We start from the raw sequence: 17,570 nt of genomic DNA, 5'->3' as shown, positions 1-17,570 counted from the left end.
CTTGTTTTACCTCTAGGGACGTTTTAATCGTTCATCACTCTTCCTTCTCCCACTAAGGTAAAACCCGCCCAAGCTTTAGGATTGGGAAAGGTCTCTAAGGTGGTTAACATGGCTTGACGCAAGGCGGCGGCGCGATTATTGCTTGTGGGTAATTCCCGATAAAATGCCTGCATTAACTCGGAGGTGGGAGCATCTGGAACTGCCCACAAGGAGACCAATACACTAGGGGTTCCCGCCGCAATCAGGGAGCGGGATAAGCCAATAATGCCATCTCCGGTAATATCCCCTCGTCCCGTGTTACAAGCACTGAGAACCACCAACTGAGCGGTTAAATTGAGATCGAGGATTTCCTCGGAAGTCAGCCAGCCATCGGTTGCGCGGGTATTGCCGGTGGGAGTGAGGGCTAAGGCTCCGGGGGTGCGAAATCCTAAGACTTCCAGCTCATCTAATAAGCCATGGGTGGCTAAGTGAATCAATGGGGCGTTTTCTATCTGTTGGGCGATGTTTTCCTCGGTGGCTTCGGCTCCAATCAGGGGTTCAGTGCCCAGTAAATCGGCAATGACGAGGGCTTCTGCTTCTGCACCGGGGAGGGGGTCAAGGGGTTCCGGTTTGCCTTCGGGAGACTCGGCTAGGCTGGGCATTTTGGGGTTGCCAACGACTAATGCACCGGTGAGATTGGAGGAGAGTTGTTGGGTGCGTTGGCGAGCGAGTCCTAAGACTTGAATGGACGGGGCGGTGAGTAGGGTATGTTTCTCGATCAGATATACCCCTTGTTGATCTTGTAAGGCGGGAAAGGGGACTAGAAATAAGCTGCCTTGGGGGATAAAGATGACGGTTTCTTGGGGATTATTGGGCAGTAAATCGACAATGGGTTCAATTAGGAGTTCGTAGCTTTTCCTTAATCGACGGTTAACGCTCCGTTTTTGGGTGTTGGCAGGGGGTTCTAGCTCGTTGTCTTGGACTCCGGAGCGGGTGGCTTGTACCCAGTCATTGACTCCCTGTTGAACGCCGCGACTTCTGCCGGTGACGGCGGCGACGCGGGTACGTTCGGCGGCATCTTCTAGGGTAATGCCTAAGTCTTCTAGGTTTTGCGATCGCAGCTCAATCAGTCCATTGGGCTGAATTACCCAAATATACAGCGTCTCTCCGACGATGGAATATTGCACCAGGGTGGCTTGTTGTTCTTGGGCAATACGGCGGATTTCCGCTAAGGTGGGCGGGTTGGGCGTATCAAAGGTTTCTGCACTTTGACCGCTTAAGCGAGCGGCAAGCAGTTCTACAAAGGCTCTGGCTCTGGCGCGTTCGGCTATTTCTAGGGCGGCTTCGGTTTGCTCTTCGGCAATGAGTGCCTGTTGCAATTGTTCGTAGGTGGTAATTTGGGTTTCAAACAGGGAGACTTTATCGCTATCGCGTAAACCGGGGCGCAGAGATTCCCACAGGGTAATGGCTTCTTGTAAGGGGGGGATGGCGCGGCTATAATCATCTTGGCTGAGATAGACTGCGCCAATTTGATTGAGAATTATACCCGATCCGGCGCGATCGCCAATTTCTTTCCGAATCTCCAACGCTTGGCGATAGGAGTCCAAAGCCGTTTGGGTGTCTCCTTGAGCGCTGGCTACTTGGCCCAAATGGGTTAAACTACTGGCTATACCGGCGCGATCGCCCATTTGTTCCCCTAGCTCAAGCGCTTGATTGAGAAAAGATTCGGCTTGCTGGAACTGCTCTAAATAGCCATAGGTGATGCCAATTTGATCGAAGGTATTGCGGATGCCAAAGTCTTTGCCATCATAGCCATCCGGCAGCAAGTTGTAATACTTGAGGGCAGTTTGGGCAGACTGGAGCGCCACTTCATGCTCGCCCATCTTATTCTGCACCCGTGCCAAAGAATTATGCAACTCGCCCTGATCCTTGGGCAGTTCATAGAGTCCCCCTTCCAAGGGAATACCCCCCTGTTCCTGCGCTTCCATATTCTCCAGCGCTGCTTGCAAAGCCGATCGCGCTTGGGAATATTGTCCTAATTTCTCATAACTATCGGCTAAACTGGTCAGGGATGCTCCAATTCCGGGTAAGTCTTGCAAGGAGCGACGAAGGGTTAAAGCTTGCAAACGGATGGTAATCGACTTAGCATATTCGCTCAGTTGGCTGTAAATATCCCCCATACGATTGAGACTATCGGCTTCCTTGCGGCGATCGCCACTCTCTTGATACACTTCCCTAGCCTGGGCAAACCTCGTTAACGCTTCCTCAAAATTCCCCTGTTGATAGGCTTGTTCCCCTTGGGCAAACACATCCAAAGCATCATCACTGAATAAACAGACGGTTGCCGGAGTAACCGGGCACTTTTTCTCCACTAACGGGTTATTTTGCAGATCCAGCGCCGTTAATTGGCGTAAATTAGGGAAAGATGGGGGTAGGTTGCGGATTTGGTTGCGATCGAGAATCACATAACTAAGCTGACTTAAATTCCCTAAAGGCGTAATATCCTCAATTTTATTCCCCGACAACAACAAAAAACTGAGCTGACTCAAATTCCCCAAAGGCGTAATATCCCGAATCTGATTAAAACTCAAATTCAGCCCCTTCAAATGAGTCAAACTCGACAACGGCGCAATATCTTCAATCTCTCGGTTGACTAAATCCAGACTAATAAACTCCCCTAAAACCTGCTGCGCTTCCCCACAGTCTGAGGTTTCCGCCATCTGCAATAACACAGACACCGTATGCTTTTGTGATGGGGATATCCTGCTATCCTCGCACCAATCTTGAAAAGATCGCACCTGCGCCACGGAAGAGCTTCCTAGGGGAAAACCGACCCATAATCCCGAAACCACAACCGTACAGAGTGTGCTTAAATAAACTTTTGTAGCCTTGAAACTCACCATGATTGTCTCCTTACTCCCTATATTGTCCATAAATTCCCCATAAATTATGAAGTCTTTATAAAAGATTCAAACAAGTCTCGCCCAAAATTCAGAGAAACTACGGAAGACAAATCTCTGTATTGATTCTTATAATAGATTGTAACAACAAAAATTTCCAAGGGTGCATGGAAGAGCGTATATTTTATTTTTGATCATCATATTTTTGATAATCATCAGGTTCTTCCCTACAGTATTGACACAATATTTACTACGCTTTACTACTCATTTCTACAAAACGGAGTTAATCCAATGAAATCCCATACAGCTCGTACCCTGGCCCTTGCTACTGCTACAACTACAGCTTTACTCTCTGCACCCTCGGCCTATGCACTCTCCTTAAGATCTGACTTATTTAATACCTTTAACTCAATGGTCAGACAAGAACGCCTGCAAATGGAAGATAGTGCTGCGAGTCTGTTGGAGTTAGACCCAGAAACCTTACGCTGGACTCAAGGAGCAGATTCTGTAGATGTGTTCTTTATCAATGAAGGGGCAGTATTCCGCAACCAATTGCTCTACTCCGCTAATGGTGGAGCAGCACAAATGATTTTTGATGATATTGCTTCTCCAGACAGCATTATCCCAGAAACCGATGGGCCCATGCAGTTAGGAGAAGGGGTAAGCTTGGGAACCTTTACCGGTGATACTTCCCTAAATTTTATGATTGAAGCTGACGGCGCACAGAAAGAGAACGGTCATATCTATGGTACTGATGTTGCCTTGAATCCTGATGGTTTGCAGCACCTAGTTGCCTATGAATATTTTGACAACATTGAGGAAGAAAATTGGGTTATTTTAGGATTTGAAGACCTCTATGGTGTTCATATTGATGATGGAGGATGGTCAGATAGGGATTTCAACGATGTAGTGATTGCTGTTCGGGGAATTACTGGCACTGGAGTTTCCGTTCCTGAACCTTCCAGCACGGCTGCTGTTTTAGGATTAGCTGCATTCGGGATAGCAGGTCTGCGTAAAAGCAAGAAAGAAGTTTAATCCAATCTGAAACTAAAGATTAGACGCTCAAAAGACTAGATGTAGATGTAGGGGTGAATGGCTGTTCACCCCTACAGATTTTTTAAATCCATGCCCAACACTGTTGCTCAACAAACAGCAATCGGTTACAAATATTAATTACCTCTTGATAAGATAGTTGAGAACCTAAACCTTCTAGAGAGGAGAGCTTTCCCCATTGATGATAGTGCTAAACCGATGGATGAATAAAGCATCTGGGAAATTGCCGTTACGGATGGTGCTAATTGTACCATTTTTAGTGCAAATTTTTGCTGTTGTTGGATTGACTGGATATTGGTCATATCGCAATGGTCAGGAGGCTGTTGAAGAATTAGCAACTCAGTTACGGGAAGAAATTACGAATCGAATTGAAGAACATTTGAATACCTATCTAGACACACCCCATTTAATTAACGAAATTAATGCCCATGATTTAGAATTAGAGAAATTAGATCTACAAGACATTACAGGATTAGAGCGCCACTTTTGGCAACAAATCCAGCTTTTTCCCGAAGCCTCCTATATCTATTTAGGCACGCCATCCGAGTTATTTAGTGGTGCAGAGCAAGTAGTTGATGGCATTCCCAATGTTGCCTATTCGAGAACCGATAGTCCAGATCAAAGTTTTGAAACCTATGCCACGAATAAACGCGGCGATCGCACGGAGTTATTATCCGAAGTTCCCGGTTATGATGTATTAACTCGACCTTGGTATTTAGCCGCTAAAAAAGCGGGTAAACCGGTTTGGGGAGATATCTATGTTTGGGTAGCACCCTATCCCAATGTGGCCTTACCTGCGGTGCGTCCCTATTATAATCAGGACGGTGACCTAGAAGCGGTCTTTGCGGTAGATTTATCTTTGCTGGCGATCGCCGATTTCCTAGAAAAACTAGAAGTGGGAAAAACGGGAGAAACCTTTATTATCGAGCGCAATGGCTTATTAGTGGCTTCTTCCACTGGCGATTTACCCTTTATTGAAGAAAATCAAGAGCAAAAACGTATTCAAGCTGATCAGATTGCCGATCCGTTAATTCAAAATACCGCTCAATTTTTACATGCCAACTTTGAGAACTTAAAAGATATCTCTAATTCTCAACAATTGCGCTTTGAACAAGAGGGACAATGGCAACTGGTTCAAGTCACTCCCTATACAGATGATTATGGATTAGATTGGCTCATTGTCGTGATTGTGCCAGAGTCGGATTTCATGGCGAAAATCCATGAAAACAATCGTACCACTATTTTCCTCTGTTTAGCCGCGTTGGGGGTAGCAACCGTTGTGGGAATTATCACTTCTCGATGGATTGTACAAGCCATTTTTAATCTGAATGAAGCGGCCAAAAAAATCTCTAGTGGGGAATGGCAAAATAGTGTCGATATCAATCGGACAGATGAATTAGGAGAGTTGGCTCGCTCATTTAATTCTATGGCGAATCAGCTCAAATCCTCTTTTGAAACTCTAGAGAGTCAAAAAGAAGATTTAGCCCGAAAAAATGAAGACCTGAAACAACTCGATGAAATTAAAAATACATTTTTAGCTAATACCTCCCATGAACTCAGAACGCCCTTAAATGGGATTATTGGCATTGCGGAATCCTTGATTGATGGAGTCACGGGTGAGCTAAAACCAGCGACTCGTTCTAACTTATTTACGATTATTGCCAGCGCTCGTCGGTTGTCTAATTTGGTCAATGATATTTTAGATTTTTCTAAGTTACAACATCAGACCATTAGCTTGCAACTGAAAGCGGTCGATTTACATTCTATTGTCGAAATTGTCTTAACTTTATCTAAGCCGTTAGTCGGGAAAAAAGACTTAGAACTGATTAATAGTATTCCTGTGGAGTTTCCTCCCGCAGAAGCTGATGAAAACCGTCTGCAACAAATTTTGTATAACTTAGTGGGAAATGCGATTAAATTTACGCCATCAGGAACTGTAGAAGTGAGTGCAGAATTGATTTACTCTGGCGATCATCACTCTCATCTATCGATTTCAGTGTCGGATACGGGAATTGGTATTTCAGAAGATAAGTTTGATCAAATTTTTGCCTCTTTTGAGCAAGCGGATGGTTCAACGGAACGGGAATATGGGGGAACGGGATTAGGGTTAGCGATTACCAAGCAACTGATCGAACTACATCAGGGAACAATTACGGTAACTTCTCAGATTAATCAAGGATCGAGGTTTACGTTTACTTTACCTATTGCTTCCGGTGAAGTCGAGAGGTCTGCCTTAAGTGTACCGCTCCAAAATTTTGATGCTATGTCTGCGATGTCTGAGGAGGAAGGATTAACGGGTTCTGAATCTATGGAGCCGGTGGAGATCGACGATCAATTAAAAATTTTGATTGTGGATGATGAGCCGGTGAATCGTCAAGTGTTGGTGAATCATTTATCTTTGAAAAATTATGGAATTTGGCAAGCGAGTACGGGTCAAGAAGCTTTAGACTTAATTCGTGATGGGTTAAAACCGGATTTGATTTTGCTGGATGTGATGATGCCGAAAATGACGGGATATGAGGTTACGAAGCGATTAAGAAAAACGTTTAATGCGACGGAGTTGCCGATTTTGTTACTGACGGCTAAAACTCAAATTCAAGATATTGTGACGGGTTTGAATGTGGGGGCGAATGATTATTTGAGCAAACCCATTGCTAAGGATGAGTTATTGGCACGGTTGCGGACTCAGCTCAATTTGAAGCGTTTGAAGGCGGAGAATTTGTATTTAAGTGCGGAGTTGGATATTATTCGCCGGATGCAAGAGATGGTGTTGCCTTCTGCTGATGAGTTAAAGGCGATCGCCGCTTTGGATATTGCTGGATATATGCAACCGGCTGAAGAGGTGGGTGGAGACTACTATGATGTGTTGGTTGAGGGCGATCGCCTGAAAATCGGTATTGGCGATGTCACCGGCCATGGTCTCGAAAGCAGTATCATCATGATTATGGCTCAAACTGCCGTCCGTACCCTGCAAGAAAGTCAACAAACCGATCCTGTAGAATTTCTCTCCATTCTCAATCGGACTCTCTATGGCAATATCGAGCGCATCAACTCTGATAAAAGTATGACTCTTGCGCTTCTCGACTATAGCAATGGAGTCATTCAACTGAGCGGACAACATGAAGAAGCGATCGTCGTTCGCCGGGATGGATCGATAGAAAGAATTGATACTATAGATCTTGGACTTCCCCTGGGTTTAGAAGCCAACATTAATGAGTTTATTGCCCAATGTCAAATTCCCCTGCATTCTGGGGATGTAGTGGTTCTCTATAGTGATGGCATTCCGGAAGCACCCAGTGCTGACAAGGGTCGATATGGTATCGAGAGACTCTGTGAAGTGGTTCAAGCCAATCACCAGCGATCGGCTGAAGACATTCGCCAAGCCATTATTGCCGATGTCCAGGATCACATTGGGGAGCATAAAGTCTTTGATGATATGGCTCTAGTGATCCTGAAACAAAAATAATCGTCTCACTGTTAATTGAATCGACTATATAGCTAGTCTAAATGATTTAAGTCACAGACTAATGATCGGGTTTGAGTAAGTCTATTTTACCATCTTCTGGAGATTTGAATCGAATAATTCGTTGGGGTAAAAGAGGGGGAATTCCGGATTTATCAAAAGCTTCTTTAATCATGTCCCGGACAACTCCTTGAATTTCGTCATGAATCCCTCTAGGGTTACTTGTGGGTTTGAGCTTAGTCATAGTACGAATTGTCATATGAGAGGGGGTGAATTCTTCAATCCCATTGAAGTCAATCGGTTCTAAGACTTCTGGGTAGTTTGCTTGTAACTCTTCACTGACTTGTTGCAAAATTCCATAGATTTTCTTGACATTAGCTTCATAGGAAATCGGGATATCAACGACAGCATAAATATAATCTCTTGAATAGTTTACGACTTCCTCAATATTTCCATTGCGAATAATATACACTTGACCGTTGGGATGGCGGATGCGAGTGGTTCTCAGTTCAATGGCTTCTACGACTCCGGAAGCGTCTCCTGTCTCGATAAAATCTCCAACTAAATAATAGTTTTCAAATAAAATAAAGAACCCACTGACCATATCGTTAATCAAGTTTTGTGCCCCTAAGCCTACTGCTAAACCCAATAAACCGGCTGCGGCTAAAATGGGAGTAGGATCAATTTCAAATACATCTAAAATCCAAACACCAGCGCCAAAGTAGATGAGGTATTTAGATAAACTTTGCAGTAGGGGAGTAATGGTCATTCTCCGTTGTTGTTGAGTCTCGGATAAATTTTTATCCGTGAGCATGACTTCTTCAAGCAGAAGTTGAACCAGTTCAATAAAGACCCGACTGAGGAGAATAATGACAATTAAATTGACCAGTTTTTCCCCCACATTAGCCAACCCAGTAATAGTCTGAATTAAGCTAATGACTTGAGTCACCATGTTGACATAAATGAGGGCTTCTAAGCATCGCTTGGCAAAGGGAACTAGATGCTTGAGATTGCTGTAGTATCGATAAATTAAAGTTTCTGGCTTAAAGTAAGATTCAACTAAGTTATCTAGGCTATCAATAATTGCTGTTGCTGCCTGTAAGGTGAGGATACTCAAGGCGATAATGAGATAACCAATTAATAGAGTTCTTAGGTAATTTAATCCTTGTTGCGGCAACTTAAAAAAGTAGCCACTGAGATAGAGTGTAACCAGCCAAAGTGTATTAGTGAAATGAAATTGAGCTTTCTCTAAAAATGCATCAGTTTGATCGTAAACTGAGGTTAATTTAGCGAAAACAGCAAAGTCTTTGACCCGTTTCCCAGCTTTTTTTAGCAGTGGATCGAGGTAACGGATGATGGTTAAAGTAACGATGATTAGACCGCCACTGATAAAGATTCCATAGAGGAGTGTTTGCCAGAACTCTTTGGGAATGTTTTGAAATAACTCTAGGGTGTACCGAGGTAGATTTTGTTCTCCTCGATAGATCAAAAAGACATTGAATAGAATAATGGCAAGACTGAGTATAAACCAGGAAAAGGCTAGAATTTTTTTGGAGATTTTGCGAATATTATTAATTGAGCTTTTTTTGTCTTTAAGCCATGATAAATGATAACTTTTTTTGAATAACCAGTTCAGCAGCCAGTGCAGAACCATAAATGTGACTAAAACAATGAATAATTCCGCAAAAATAATCGATAGATTGTAAAAATTAATCATGAGGTTTCCTCTCTTGTCTACTCTATGATTCTTGGCTGCTTTATTGAGTGGGCTTGTGATATCAAGTTGTAGGTTGTAGGGGCGAACGGCCGTTCGCCCCTACATATACGGGCGTTGTCGATAGATCGTGGTGTCTCACTGTTAATCAATAAACTATAGAAGGATATCTTGCCCACCCTAGGATGACTTGAATGTATAGTTGTTTAATTGGACTTGATAGGATTGATTTACACTGAGAGCCTTGATGTTTAACTCTCAGATTCTCAGTGTAAATCAGAAAAGTCTATCAAAATGTAAAGTTTATTATCGATTTAGGCTGCGCTTATTAAGTAGAACAGAATTTATTATTTTTATACAAAAAAATAAAGGGGTGAACGAGAGTCCACCCCTACAGCAGGCTTTAGTAATTGAATTAAACTAGCTCAAGTCTTCTTCTACACGACCGTAAAAGATTCCTTTGATTTTCACGTCTACAGGTTCTTTAGCCCCTAAATCCGTATCCGAAGGTTGGACACTGACAAAAATCCCACCAAATTCTCCTGTGCTGGGGTCAACTTTCGTGACTTGTAAAGAAATTTCTCCTTCACCGACTTGAACCCGTTTCACATTCGCCAGGGTCAAATCTTCAGCGTCTGCACTCGAAGGTAAGGCAACGGCGTTATCATAACCTGTCGCTACCCCCCGACCTTTAGGATCGAGGAAAGTGGCTCCCCGATAGGAGGGAACGCGGAATTTCCCTTCAAAATCAGTTGAAGTGTTGACACTATCTGAACCCGGTTCAGTTTTAGCGACTAGATTTTTGATGGTGAAGAAGAAGGGGACTTCTTCGCCTCCGGGTAGGAGTACGGTAATAATCTGGAAATCAATCCCACCTTTTTCAGCAAAAGTCAGGGCTTTATCTGAGCTAAAGGTGAGGTCTCCATAGACTTGGGTGAGGCTGGAGGTTTTGCGGGTAAGGACTTTACCGGGTACAAACTCAGCTTCTTTGCGCTTGCTGGTCGCTTCTTCTTTGACAAAATAATCATTAGGTTGCAAGCATAAATCAGTCAAGATGTAGCTTTTGCTGGGATCTAGGGGGATAGAACCTCTAGCGGTTTCTTCCAATTGGGGACAGTTGTTGGCTAAACCTGTGTTTCTAATATCATCATAGGTGTAGTCGCTGCCTACGGCTGGGCCTTCACTACAGGCGGTAATCAGACTCAAACACAAGGCTAGAATGACAGAAATAAAAGCGCGGTATTTCATAGTTGAGTGGTTAGCGTTGACCAAATGTGTTTTCCTCCAACGGAGTTCTGCTGCTCCCCAACTGAGGATAGATGGCTCAGGATCGGGGATCGCCAAAACTCTTTTAACCATAATTTCATAAAATGGTACGGCTAAGATCCCGTTCAGGGGGTTCAGTGAGCAGATTGCTGGTTTAATCGTTGATAGACGGTGGTTAACCCGTGGCGATCTCCCACATTTCCAGGAAAGAGTACCACGGGTAGGTTGGGGAACCGGGGATGGTCGATGGGAGTACGCACGAGGGAGCATCCGGGGAGAATTTGGCCAAGTAGACGAGCCGATCGCAATCTTAACCCGTGACTGAGGACATCATTGGAGGTAATGCCGCCTTTGCTGATTAAATAGCCCATGTCTTCGGGGAGGTTCTCAACCACCGTCATTAGCACTTGCGACACCTGTTTACCAAAGTCGAGTCGCGCTTGAATGGTGGGAAAGGTGAGTTCTTGGCGCGAGGTGTAAATAACCGGGGTTCGCCCTTGGCTGTGGATGTCCTGAACCTGGCTTAAAATGCTCTGGATCAGGCTTTCTTGGCTGTTAGGGTCATTTTTGAGTAAAGTGCTGACATCCACTTCTATGCCCTTAATTTCTGGCTCTTTTAGGAGTTCGGTGAGTTGTTCGGTGGTTTTTTTCACATGGGAGCCGACCAATATTACGCCGGGTTGGCCTTCGCGCACATATTGATTCATATGTTCGGCCATTACCGGTTGCTGGGGCAGTTGGGCTAGGGAGGTGAGAATACTGGCGGCACTGCGAAGGAGGAAGCGTTTACCATGGGAACTGGCTCGCAATAGGTCGCCGGCAAACCAGTCTAGGTCAACTTGGTGTTCTGCGTCTACGACTCCACATTGATTATCGGTGAGGGTCATGAGACGGTCAAAGCTGCCTTCGCGAATATCTTCGAGGAGAAACCGTTGGACGCGATCGCTGCTAATTTGACCTTGGGTTTTTTGAGCCACATAATCGGGAAGATAGGAGTGGGAGTAGCCAAAAACAGAATCTTTGGCAAATTCCGTTTCATGGACGGGGGTAGGCGTGCCGTCCACCATCAGATAATGGATACTATCGCGGGTGATCCGTCCCCCTTCAAAGAAGGCGGGGATGAGAAAATGGCCATCAAAGGGGCCGAGTTCGGCGGCGATCGCATCCGTTTCAATGGGATAATGGCCCCGAAGCGTAGAGTCGGAACGACTGACGACTAAGAAATTTTCGATCTTTTCTGCGGCGATCGCCTGCTTCAAATTTTGGCACACCTCCACCGTCACCTGCCGCGCTTCCTCCGGAGTCAACGCCCTCGTATTCGTTAAAATAAACACAATTGGCGAATCATCCGTTAAGCCAAACCGCAGGGTTTCCACATCCCACTGCATCAGCAACAAACAACTATGCACCGTTTGCGATCCGGTAGGATCGTCGTCAAGAACAATTATTTTCGGTTGGGTACTCATGGGTTTGGGTCGAGCAATAACTCGTCAAATTATACCAAACTCTGTCCCCTGCCCATGTTACACTTCTATTGGTCTGGAAGTTATAATATCTCTAGGCAGTCAATTTAGAGGGAAACTTATGCAATACGAAGCCTTATATCAAAATGGTAAGATTGTGTGGTTGACCCAAAAACCCCCCATTCATTCAGCTCGCATTGCCATTTCTATTCTAGAAGAGTTTCCCACCTCTACTGGACAACGCCGCCAACCTTCACCCTTAATTGCAGGCAAAGCTAAAATTACAGGAGATTTGGTCAGTCCTATTGTGGATGAAAACGATTGGGAATGCCTGAAATAATTCTCTTAGATACCCACATCTGGATCTGGTTTGTTAATCTCCAATGGGAACGGTTTCCTACTGCTTGGGTAGACATCATCTCAACAGCAAGTTTAGTCGGTATAGCTTCAGTCTCTTGCTACGAAGTAGCTTTAGCAGGACAACGCGGACGCTTATCATTGCCCTATACTCTCGATCTTTGGTTGCAAGAAGCGTTAGATCCCTCCGGAATTTCTCTTTTTCCTCTGACTCCAAAGATTGCTTCTCGTGCAGTGCAGCTATCACCCATTCATCGAGATCCGTTTGACAGAATTATTATAGCTACAGCAATAGAATACCAAGCACAATTAGCTACAATTGATGGCTCGATTCGACGATATCCAGAGCTAAGGGATTTGCTGATGTAAGCAACTGAGGAAAGTACGGCGATCTATACCTTTGGGAGAGAGTGTGTTTTACCGATTACCAGCGCGGTGCGCTTAACAATAAATGCGAATATCTTGTCCACATTCATCAGCTAAATAACACAAAGCGCGGAATCGCAAGGCAATGACTTCTTCATAGAGGGGATTTAACTTGCATAAGGGGGGAATATGTCCAATTTTGCGACCAAACAAATAAAGATCGCGGGCAAAAGGACATTGAACGGGAATCATACGACAGAGGAAATGAGCCATGCTTTCGTCACGAATTTCAAAGCGATTGAGCCATTGCCGTAAAGGTTGTAAGTACCGTTTGATGGGGTTATTGTTTCCTTGCATTTCAGGGTTAGCAGGGCGTTGGGTAAAGAGGAAGTTGAACATTAGTTATTGCTCCTATTGCTTTCATACTTTTAGTGTATGCATAAGCTGATTGGATTGCAAGCCTTTTGAAATATAATATTTTTTTATCTCTCATAAGGTGAGCTTACCCATTACCCGCGATCGCCCATAGCCCTACAATCTATCCTGTAAGATGGCGTAGATCTCATCCCGATACAGATCCACATTAGGACAGGAATCGAGGGTCTTTTCAACCACAGGAGGCAGATCTTGGGTCTTAATACCATATTCTCCCAGACGAGGAATCGGTAAAATTTGCACCCAGGCTTCCACAATATTGACCAAGGCATCACAATAATAATGGTGGCTCTGCTGAGTACGGCCATCAAAGAGTTCTCCCACCTTAGCCATTTTCAGCAGAATTGGATTTTGGGTATAACGGGTACGCAAAGCCCTGAGACTCACCCGCAGAGCAGAACCCGCCAACGTGCTACAGGCTATGCGATAGGGAACGGGGCAAAAACTACTGAGAATCAGGGAAAGAGCTTGCAGCAGTCCCACAGAGCTATTCGCTTGACCAATCCCCGATGCACAGGAAGCATAGGCCATTTTTCCCCGCACTGCTTGACTCCCAGCTCCAACTGCACAAGCAAGGAGTAAATTATCTTTGAGCGCTTCTAAGCCACTCCAGATAATCGCCTCCGTTAAGACCGAGGTATGAAGAGCAAACTCGGCTTCCATCAAATGCGCCAAAGTCACTAACCCACAGGTAGCCGTTAGCTCAGGAGAGCAGGAAATATGCAGTTCCGGGTCAAGAATCACAGCATCTGGCATAAATTGGGGGTGAGTGAAAAAGGTTTTGGTTCCTGGAACACCTATCCGGTCGATCGCAATTTTCGGAGTCACTTCATTTCCCGTGCCAGAGTTAGTGGGAATAGCAATTAAGGGAATTTTGGAGTGCGTCAGCCGTGGATTCGTTGCCATACCTTGGATATGCTCGATCGCCCCAGACTCTGGAGGAATATCACAGGCGATCGCCTTTCCCACATCAATCACACTACCACCGCCAATACTGACGATCGCATCAATCGATAAGTCACGGATCTCCTCACAGATACCATCAATCAGAGCATCCGTCGGCTCGCGATCGCAAACCCCATGATGAACCACCTGAGCTGACTCATTCAACTGTGCCTGAATGGAATCGAACTGACCCGACGCTTGCAAAGACTCGGCCCCCGTAATCAACAGCACCCTCTTACCCTCAAATTGGGCAATTAAACTCCTTAATTCTCGGACTTGGCCAGCACCACAATAAATCGGGGGAACCTTGGCAAAACTAAACGCTTTCATCAACAGGGGTTCTCAACTCTAGGGGAGCAATCAGTTTCTATTTCTCCAAAGTAATCGATCTCAGTGTAGATCGTCGCTCACTTTTGATAGCTTTATCTCTCAGTGAAGACTACCACCGACTTTTCACCCTTACACCTTACTATTTCTGATAGAACAAGCCTTATCTATTGAATTTTATCAATAGTTTGCTACGCAATGAACCAATAGCCGATCGCCCAAGGACAGGCCGTTAACATTGTAAGATTTATTTAACGATCTCCAACCCCATCAGAGGATTTTTTTACTCATGAGCGCCACTACCACCCTACCCTCCTTTTGTCAAGGTATTCAGGTTTTTGCCGATCGCCTCCCAGAATTTGAAACCTACGGAACCCAACCCGCCATTGAAGCCGGACAAACCGCCATTAGCGCCCCCAGTGACGAGCGGGCCGCCTACCAAACCCTGCTCGCCGCCGATGCCCTGCGATATCTCACCCTGCAAATCACCGCCTCCAAACAATCCGGACACCCCGGTGGATTTGCCAGCATAGCCGATGCGATCGCCGCCCTCGTCATGCTCGGTCACAAAAACATCCTCACCGAAGTCGGTCACCACGCCCCCGGATTCTACAGCAATATGTTCCTCGACCGCTCCCTCGAAGACATGGGCATCCAAACCGTCCAACAAATGCGCGAACGCTTCCGAGAAATGCACGGACTCCTCGGCCACCTCTCCGGCCAAATCCCCGGACTCCTCAACCCAGCCGGCCCCCTCGGCCAAGGACAACACTTCGCCATGGCCGGAGCCAAACTCCACCCCGGCATCCTCTTCCCCGTCACCATCGGCGACGGTGGACTCGGCGAACCCTACATCATGAGCAGCTTCGCCCACTTCCACACCGCCTTCCCCCAGGTCACCAACTTCCTCCCCATCCTCGTCTGGAACGGCTACTCCCAGGAACACCACAGCATGGTCTCCACCAAAACCAACGAAGAAATGATCCAATACTGGGAAGGCAACGGCTTTGAAGAAGTCATCCTCGTCAACGCCAAAGACTTCGACGACACCAACCAACCCGGAGACTATGTAGACAGCACCCACTTCTCCTTCAAAAACCGGCTCGAATTTGTCCAAGAAATCCTCGAAGCCACCCACCAAGCCGCCCAATCCGCCCTAGGCGGCAAACTCACCGTCCTCATCGTCAAACAACTCAAAGGCGCAGGAGTCCACAAACGGGGCGCAAAATCCCACAACCTCTATCCCGGAGACAGCACCGAAAAAGACTACATCGTCAACGCCCTCCAACAACGGGCCCTCACCCCCGAAGCCTGGCAACTCGTCCGCACCAACTTCGAGCGCTCCGCCGGAGGCCCCGCTTCCCACCATGTCGTCACCGAACAAGAACTCCCCCTCCCCGAACTCGGCCAGCTCCCCTTAACCGAATACCCCATCAAAGGCGACAAAAAAGTAGCCACCACCGCCATGGGCGAGTTAATCGTTCACGTCGGCAAAACCGACCCCAACTTCCTACTCACCAACGCCGACGGTAACGCCGCATCCGGCATCAACAACGTCAACATCGGCCTGCAAATCCTTCACCCCACCCCCGACGAAGACTACTTCCAAGGGCCTGAAGGTCAAGTTTACGAACCCTTAAGTGAAGATGCCTGTTCCGGTTTAGCCGCCGCCCTTGCCCTCTTTGGAGCGCGTACCCTCTGGTGTTCCTACGAATCCTTCGCCATCAACGGCCTACCCATTTGGCAAACCGTCACCCAAGCCATGGCAGAACTGCGCCGTCCCACCCCCTCCACCATCACCCTCTTTACTGCCGGAGCCTTAGAGCAAGGACGCAACGGTTGGACGCACCAACGGCCAGAAATTGAAAACTATTTTGCCGCCATGATGCGGAACGGCAATATTTTCCCCCTGTTCCCCTGTGATGCCAATAGTATTCAAGCCTGTTATGAATGGGCAGTAGGAACCAAGAACAAGGGAATTACGATTACGGCCAGTAAATCCCCCTTACCCATTCGCACCACCCTCGACCAAACTCGCCAAGCCCTCCAAGATGGAGGAATCATTCTCCATGAAACCGAAGGCAAACAAAAAGTAGTCTTTGCCGTAATTGGCGATATGCCCCTCATTCCCACCTTTGAAGCCGCCCTAGAATTAGAAGATGAAGGCATTGGCGTGCGTATCGTTTCCGTCATTAATCCCCGACGGTTATATCGCCCGACTGACGTAGCCTGGGAAACTTGCACAGAAAAGGATAGCCACTTCTTAGATGATGCTGGTTTTGAGCGCTTGTTTGCTGGCGATGCCTTAATTGGTATCACAGGAGGAGCGAGTGCCCTGTTAGAGCCAGTAATGTTACGCAGTACCTGCAAGCGCGATACCTTTGCCTGGAAACGGGGAGAAACCGCTTCCAGCGCTGGGGAAATTATGGCCTACAACGGCTTGAGGGCGGAAAACTTGGCCAAGCGAGCAGAAGAATTGTTAGGCCGTTAGAACAGATCAGAATCTCAAATCCGATCATTGTAGGGTGGGCAGGAGAAGTCGGCTGTTGATTCATCTTCGACAACCTTACGCCCTGCCCACCTTAACCGCTATATCCCTCTTTTGTCACTTTCGGAGATGGCTGCGCTGTAAAAAAACCCGGTTGACAAAACCGGGTATCAGTAAAAGCGGAGATTCAATCCTTGACTCAGGAGAGCAAGACCTTTGGTTTAGGATTCAACCCATTCTAAAGCCGCCTCTTCTTTGGTATTCGTATCGCGAGAAGGGGTTTGGCGAGTAAACTGCATGTGAACGGAACGGGTTTGTACTCCATCAGCAGCAACTGCCATAATCGGATAATCAATTAAACCATCTTGGAAAGACATCTGGAACCGGAATGTTCCATCTGGATTGAGTTTAATGGGTTTACCGCCAATGGTAACCGTAGCATCCGGTTCAGTTGCACCATACACGATGAGTTCTGCATCAGCGACTAACCAGAACTTGCGGGGTTGAATAGGAGGTGCGGAGAAGCCCACTCCAGACATATGTACACCAGACATGGTAGGCATTTCCATACCCACACCGGACATGGTTAAGCCTGCACCAGACATGGTTTGACCGACACCGGACATGGTTAAGCCTGCACCAGACATGGTTTGACCGACACCGGACATGGTTAAGCCTGCACCGGACATGGTTTGACCGACACCGGACATGGTTAAGCCTGCACCGGACATGGTTTGACCGACACCGGACATGGTTAAACCTGCACCGGACATGGTTTGACCGACACCGGACATGGTTAAACCTGCACCGGACA

General features: G+C 46.4%; 11 protein-coding genes and 1 pseudogene. 5 read left to right on the top strand and 7 right to left on the bottom strand.

Annotation, left to right across the window (positions count from 1 at the left end; all coding sequences use genetic code 11):
- Positions 1-23: 23 nt before the first annotated feature.
- Positions 24-2,882, bottom strand: coding sequence for a CHAT domain-containing protein (locus tag PMG25_RS08615; protein WP_283766491.1), 2,859 nt, complete (start codon positions 2,880-2,882; stop codon positions 24-26).
- 288 nt (positions 2,883-3,170) lie between these two features.
- On the opposite strand from PMG25_RS08615, the gene PMG25_RS08610 reads away from it, so the two are divergent.
- Together PMG25_RS08610 and PMG25_RS08605 are read left to right on the top strand one after the other, a co-directional pair.
- Complete coding sequence (locus tag PMG25_RS08610) at positions 3,171-3,914, top strand: DUF4114 domain-containing protein (RefSeq protein WP_283766490.1); 744 nt, start codon at positions 3,171-3,173, stop codon at positions 3,912-3,914.
- A gap of 220 nt (positions 3,915-4,134) precedes the next feature.
- Positions 4,135-7,398 carry a SpoIIE family protein phosphatase gene (locus PMG25_RS08605; RefSeq protein ID WP_283766489.1) on the top strand — a complete coding sequence of 1,088 codons (3,264 nt, stop codon included), beginning with the start codon at positions 4,135-4,137 and terminating at the stop codon, positions 7,396-7,398.
- A 58-nt stretch (positions 7,399-7,456) separates the two neighbouring features.
- Here the strand turns inward: PMG25_RS08605 and PMG25_RS08600 are convergent, their stop codons facing one another.
- From PMG25_RS08600 to PMG25_RS08590, 3 genes are all read right to left on the bottom strand, one after another.
- Entirely contained in the window at positions 7,457-9,112 is a 1,656-nt protein-coding gene (locus tag PMG25_RS08600; protein WP_283766488.1) for a mechanosensitive ion channel family protein, read from the bottom strand.
- 417 nt (positions 9,113-9,529) lie between these two features.
- Positions 9,530-10,357, bottom strand: a complete 828-nt coding sequence (gene psbO / locus PMG25_RS08595; protein ID WP_347178785.1) for a photosystem II manganese-stabilizing polypeptide — start codon at positions 10,355-10,357, stop codon at positions 9,530-9,532.
- Between the two features lie 152 nt (positions 10,358-10,509).
- Positions 10,510-11,841, bottom strand: a complete 1,332-nt coding sequence (locus tag PMG25_RS08590) for a four-carbon acid sugar kinase family protein (protein WP_283766486.1) — start codon at positions 11,839-11,841, stop codon at positions 10,510-10,512.
- Between the two features lie 118 nt (positions 11,842-11,959).
- Here PMG25_RS08590 and PMG25_RS08585 point away from each other — a divergent pair, with 118 nt between their 5' ends.
- Together PMG25_RS08585 and PMG25_RS08580 are read left to right on the top strand one after the other, a co-directional pair.
- Complete coding sequence (locus PMG25_RS08585) at positions 11,960-12,178, top strand: hypothetical protein (RefSeq protein WP_283754799.1); 219 nt, start codon at positions 11,960-11,962, stop codon at positions 12,176-12,178.
- Positions 12,166-12,564, top strand: coding sequence for a type II toxin-antitoxin system VapC family toxin (locus PMG25_RS08580; protein ID WP_283754798.1), 399 nt, complete (start codon positions 12,166-12,168; stop codon positions 12,562-12,564). The genes PMG25_RS08585 and PMG25_RS08580 overlap by 13 nt, the downstream gene beginning before the upstream one ends.
- A 72-nt stretch (positions 12,565-12,636) precedes the next feature.
- Here the strand turns inward: PMG25_RS08580 and PMG25_RS08575 are convergent, their stop codons facing one another.
- A complete protein-coding gene (locus PMG25_RS08575; protein WP_347178784.1) occupies positions 12,637-12,918 on the bottom strand; it encodes a Mo-dependent nitrogenase C-terminal domain-containing protein in 282 nt (93 codons plus the stop codon).
- A gap of 174 nt (positions 12,919-13,092) precedes the next feature.
- Complete coding sequence (locus PMG25_RS08570; protein ID WP_283766484.1) at positions 13,093-14,271, bottom strand: iron-containing alcohol dehydrogenase; 1,179 nt, start codon at positions 14,269-14,271, stop codon at positions 13,093-13,095.
- Between the two features lie 286 nt (positions 14,272-14,557).
- Here PMG25_RS08570 and PMG25_RS08565 point away from each other — a divergent pair, with 286 nt between their 5' ends.
- The gene (locus PMG25_RS08565) at positions 14,558-16,759 is read left to right on the top strand and encodes a phosphoketolase family protein (protein ID WP_283766483.1); all 2,202 of its coding nucleotides are present in this window, start codon (positions 14,558-14,560) and stop codon (positions 16,757-16,759) included.
- Positions 16,760-16,977: 218 nt separating this feature from the next.
- Here the strand turns inward: PMG25_RS08565 and PMG25_RS08560 are convergent.
- Positions 16,978-17,570: pseudogene (locus tag PMG25_RS08560) on the bottom strand (DUF4912 domain-containing protein); the annotation flags it as partial.

Source organism: Roseofilum capinflatum BLCC-M114 (assembly GCF_030068505.1).
Classification (GTDB): Bacteria; Cyanobacteriota; Cyanobacteriia; order Cyanobacteriales; family Desertifilaceae; genus Roseofilum; species Roseofilum capinflatum.
Note: the sequence above shows the minus strand (reverse complement) of the source record. Positions and strands in the feature narration are given on the sequence as shown.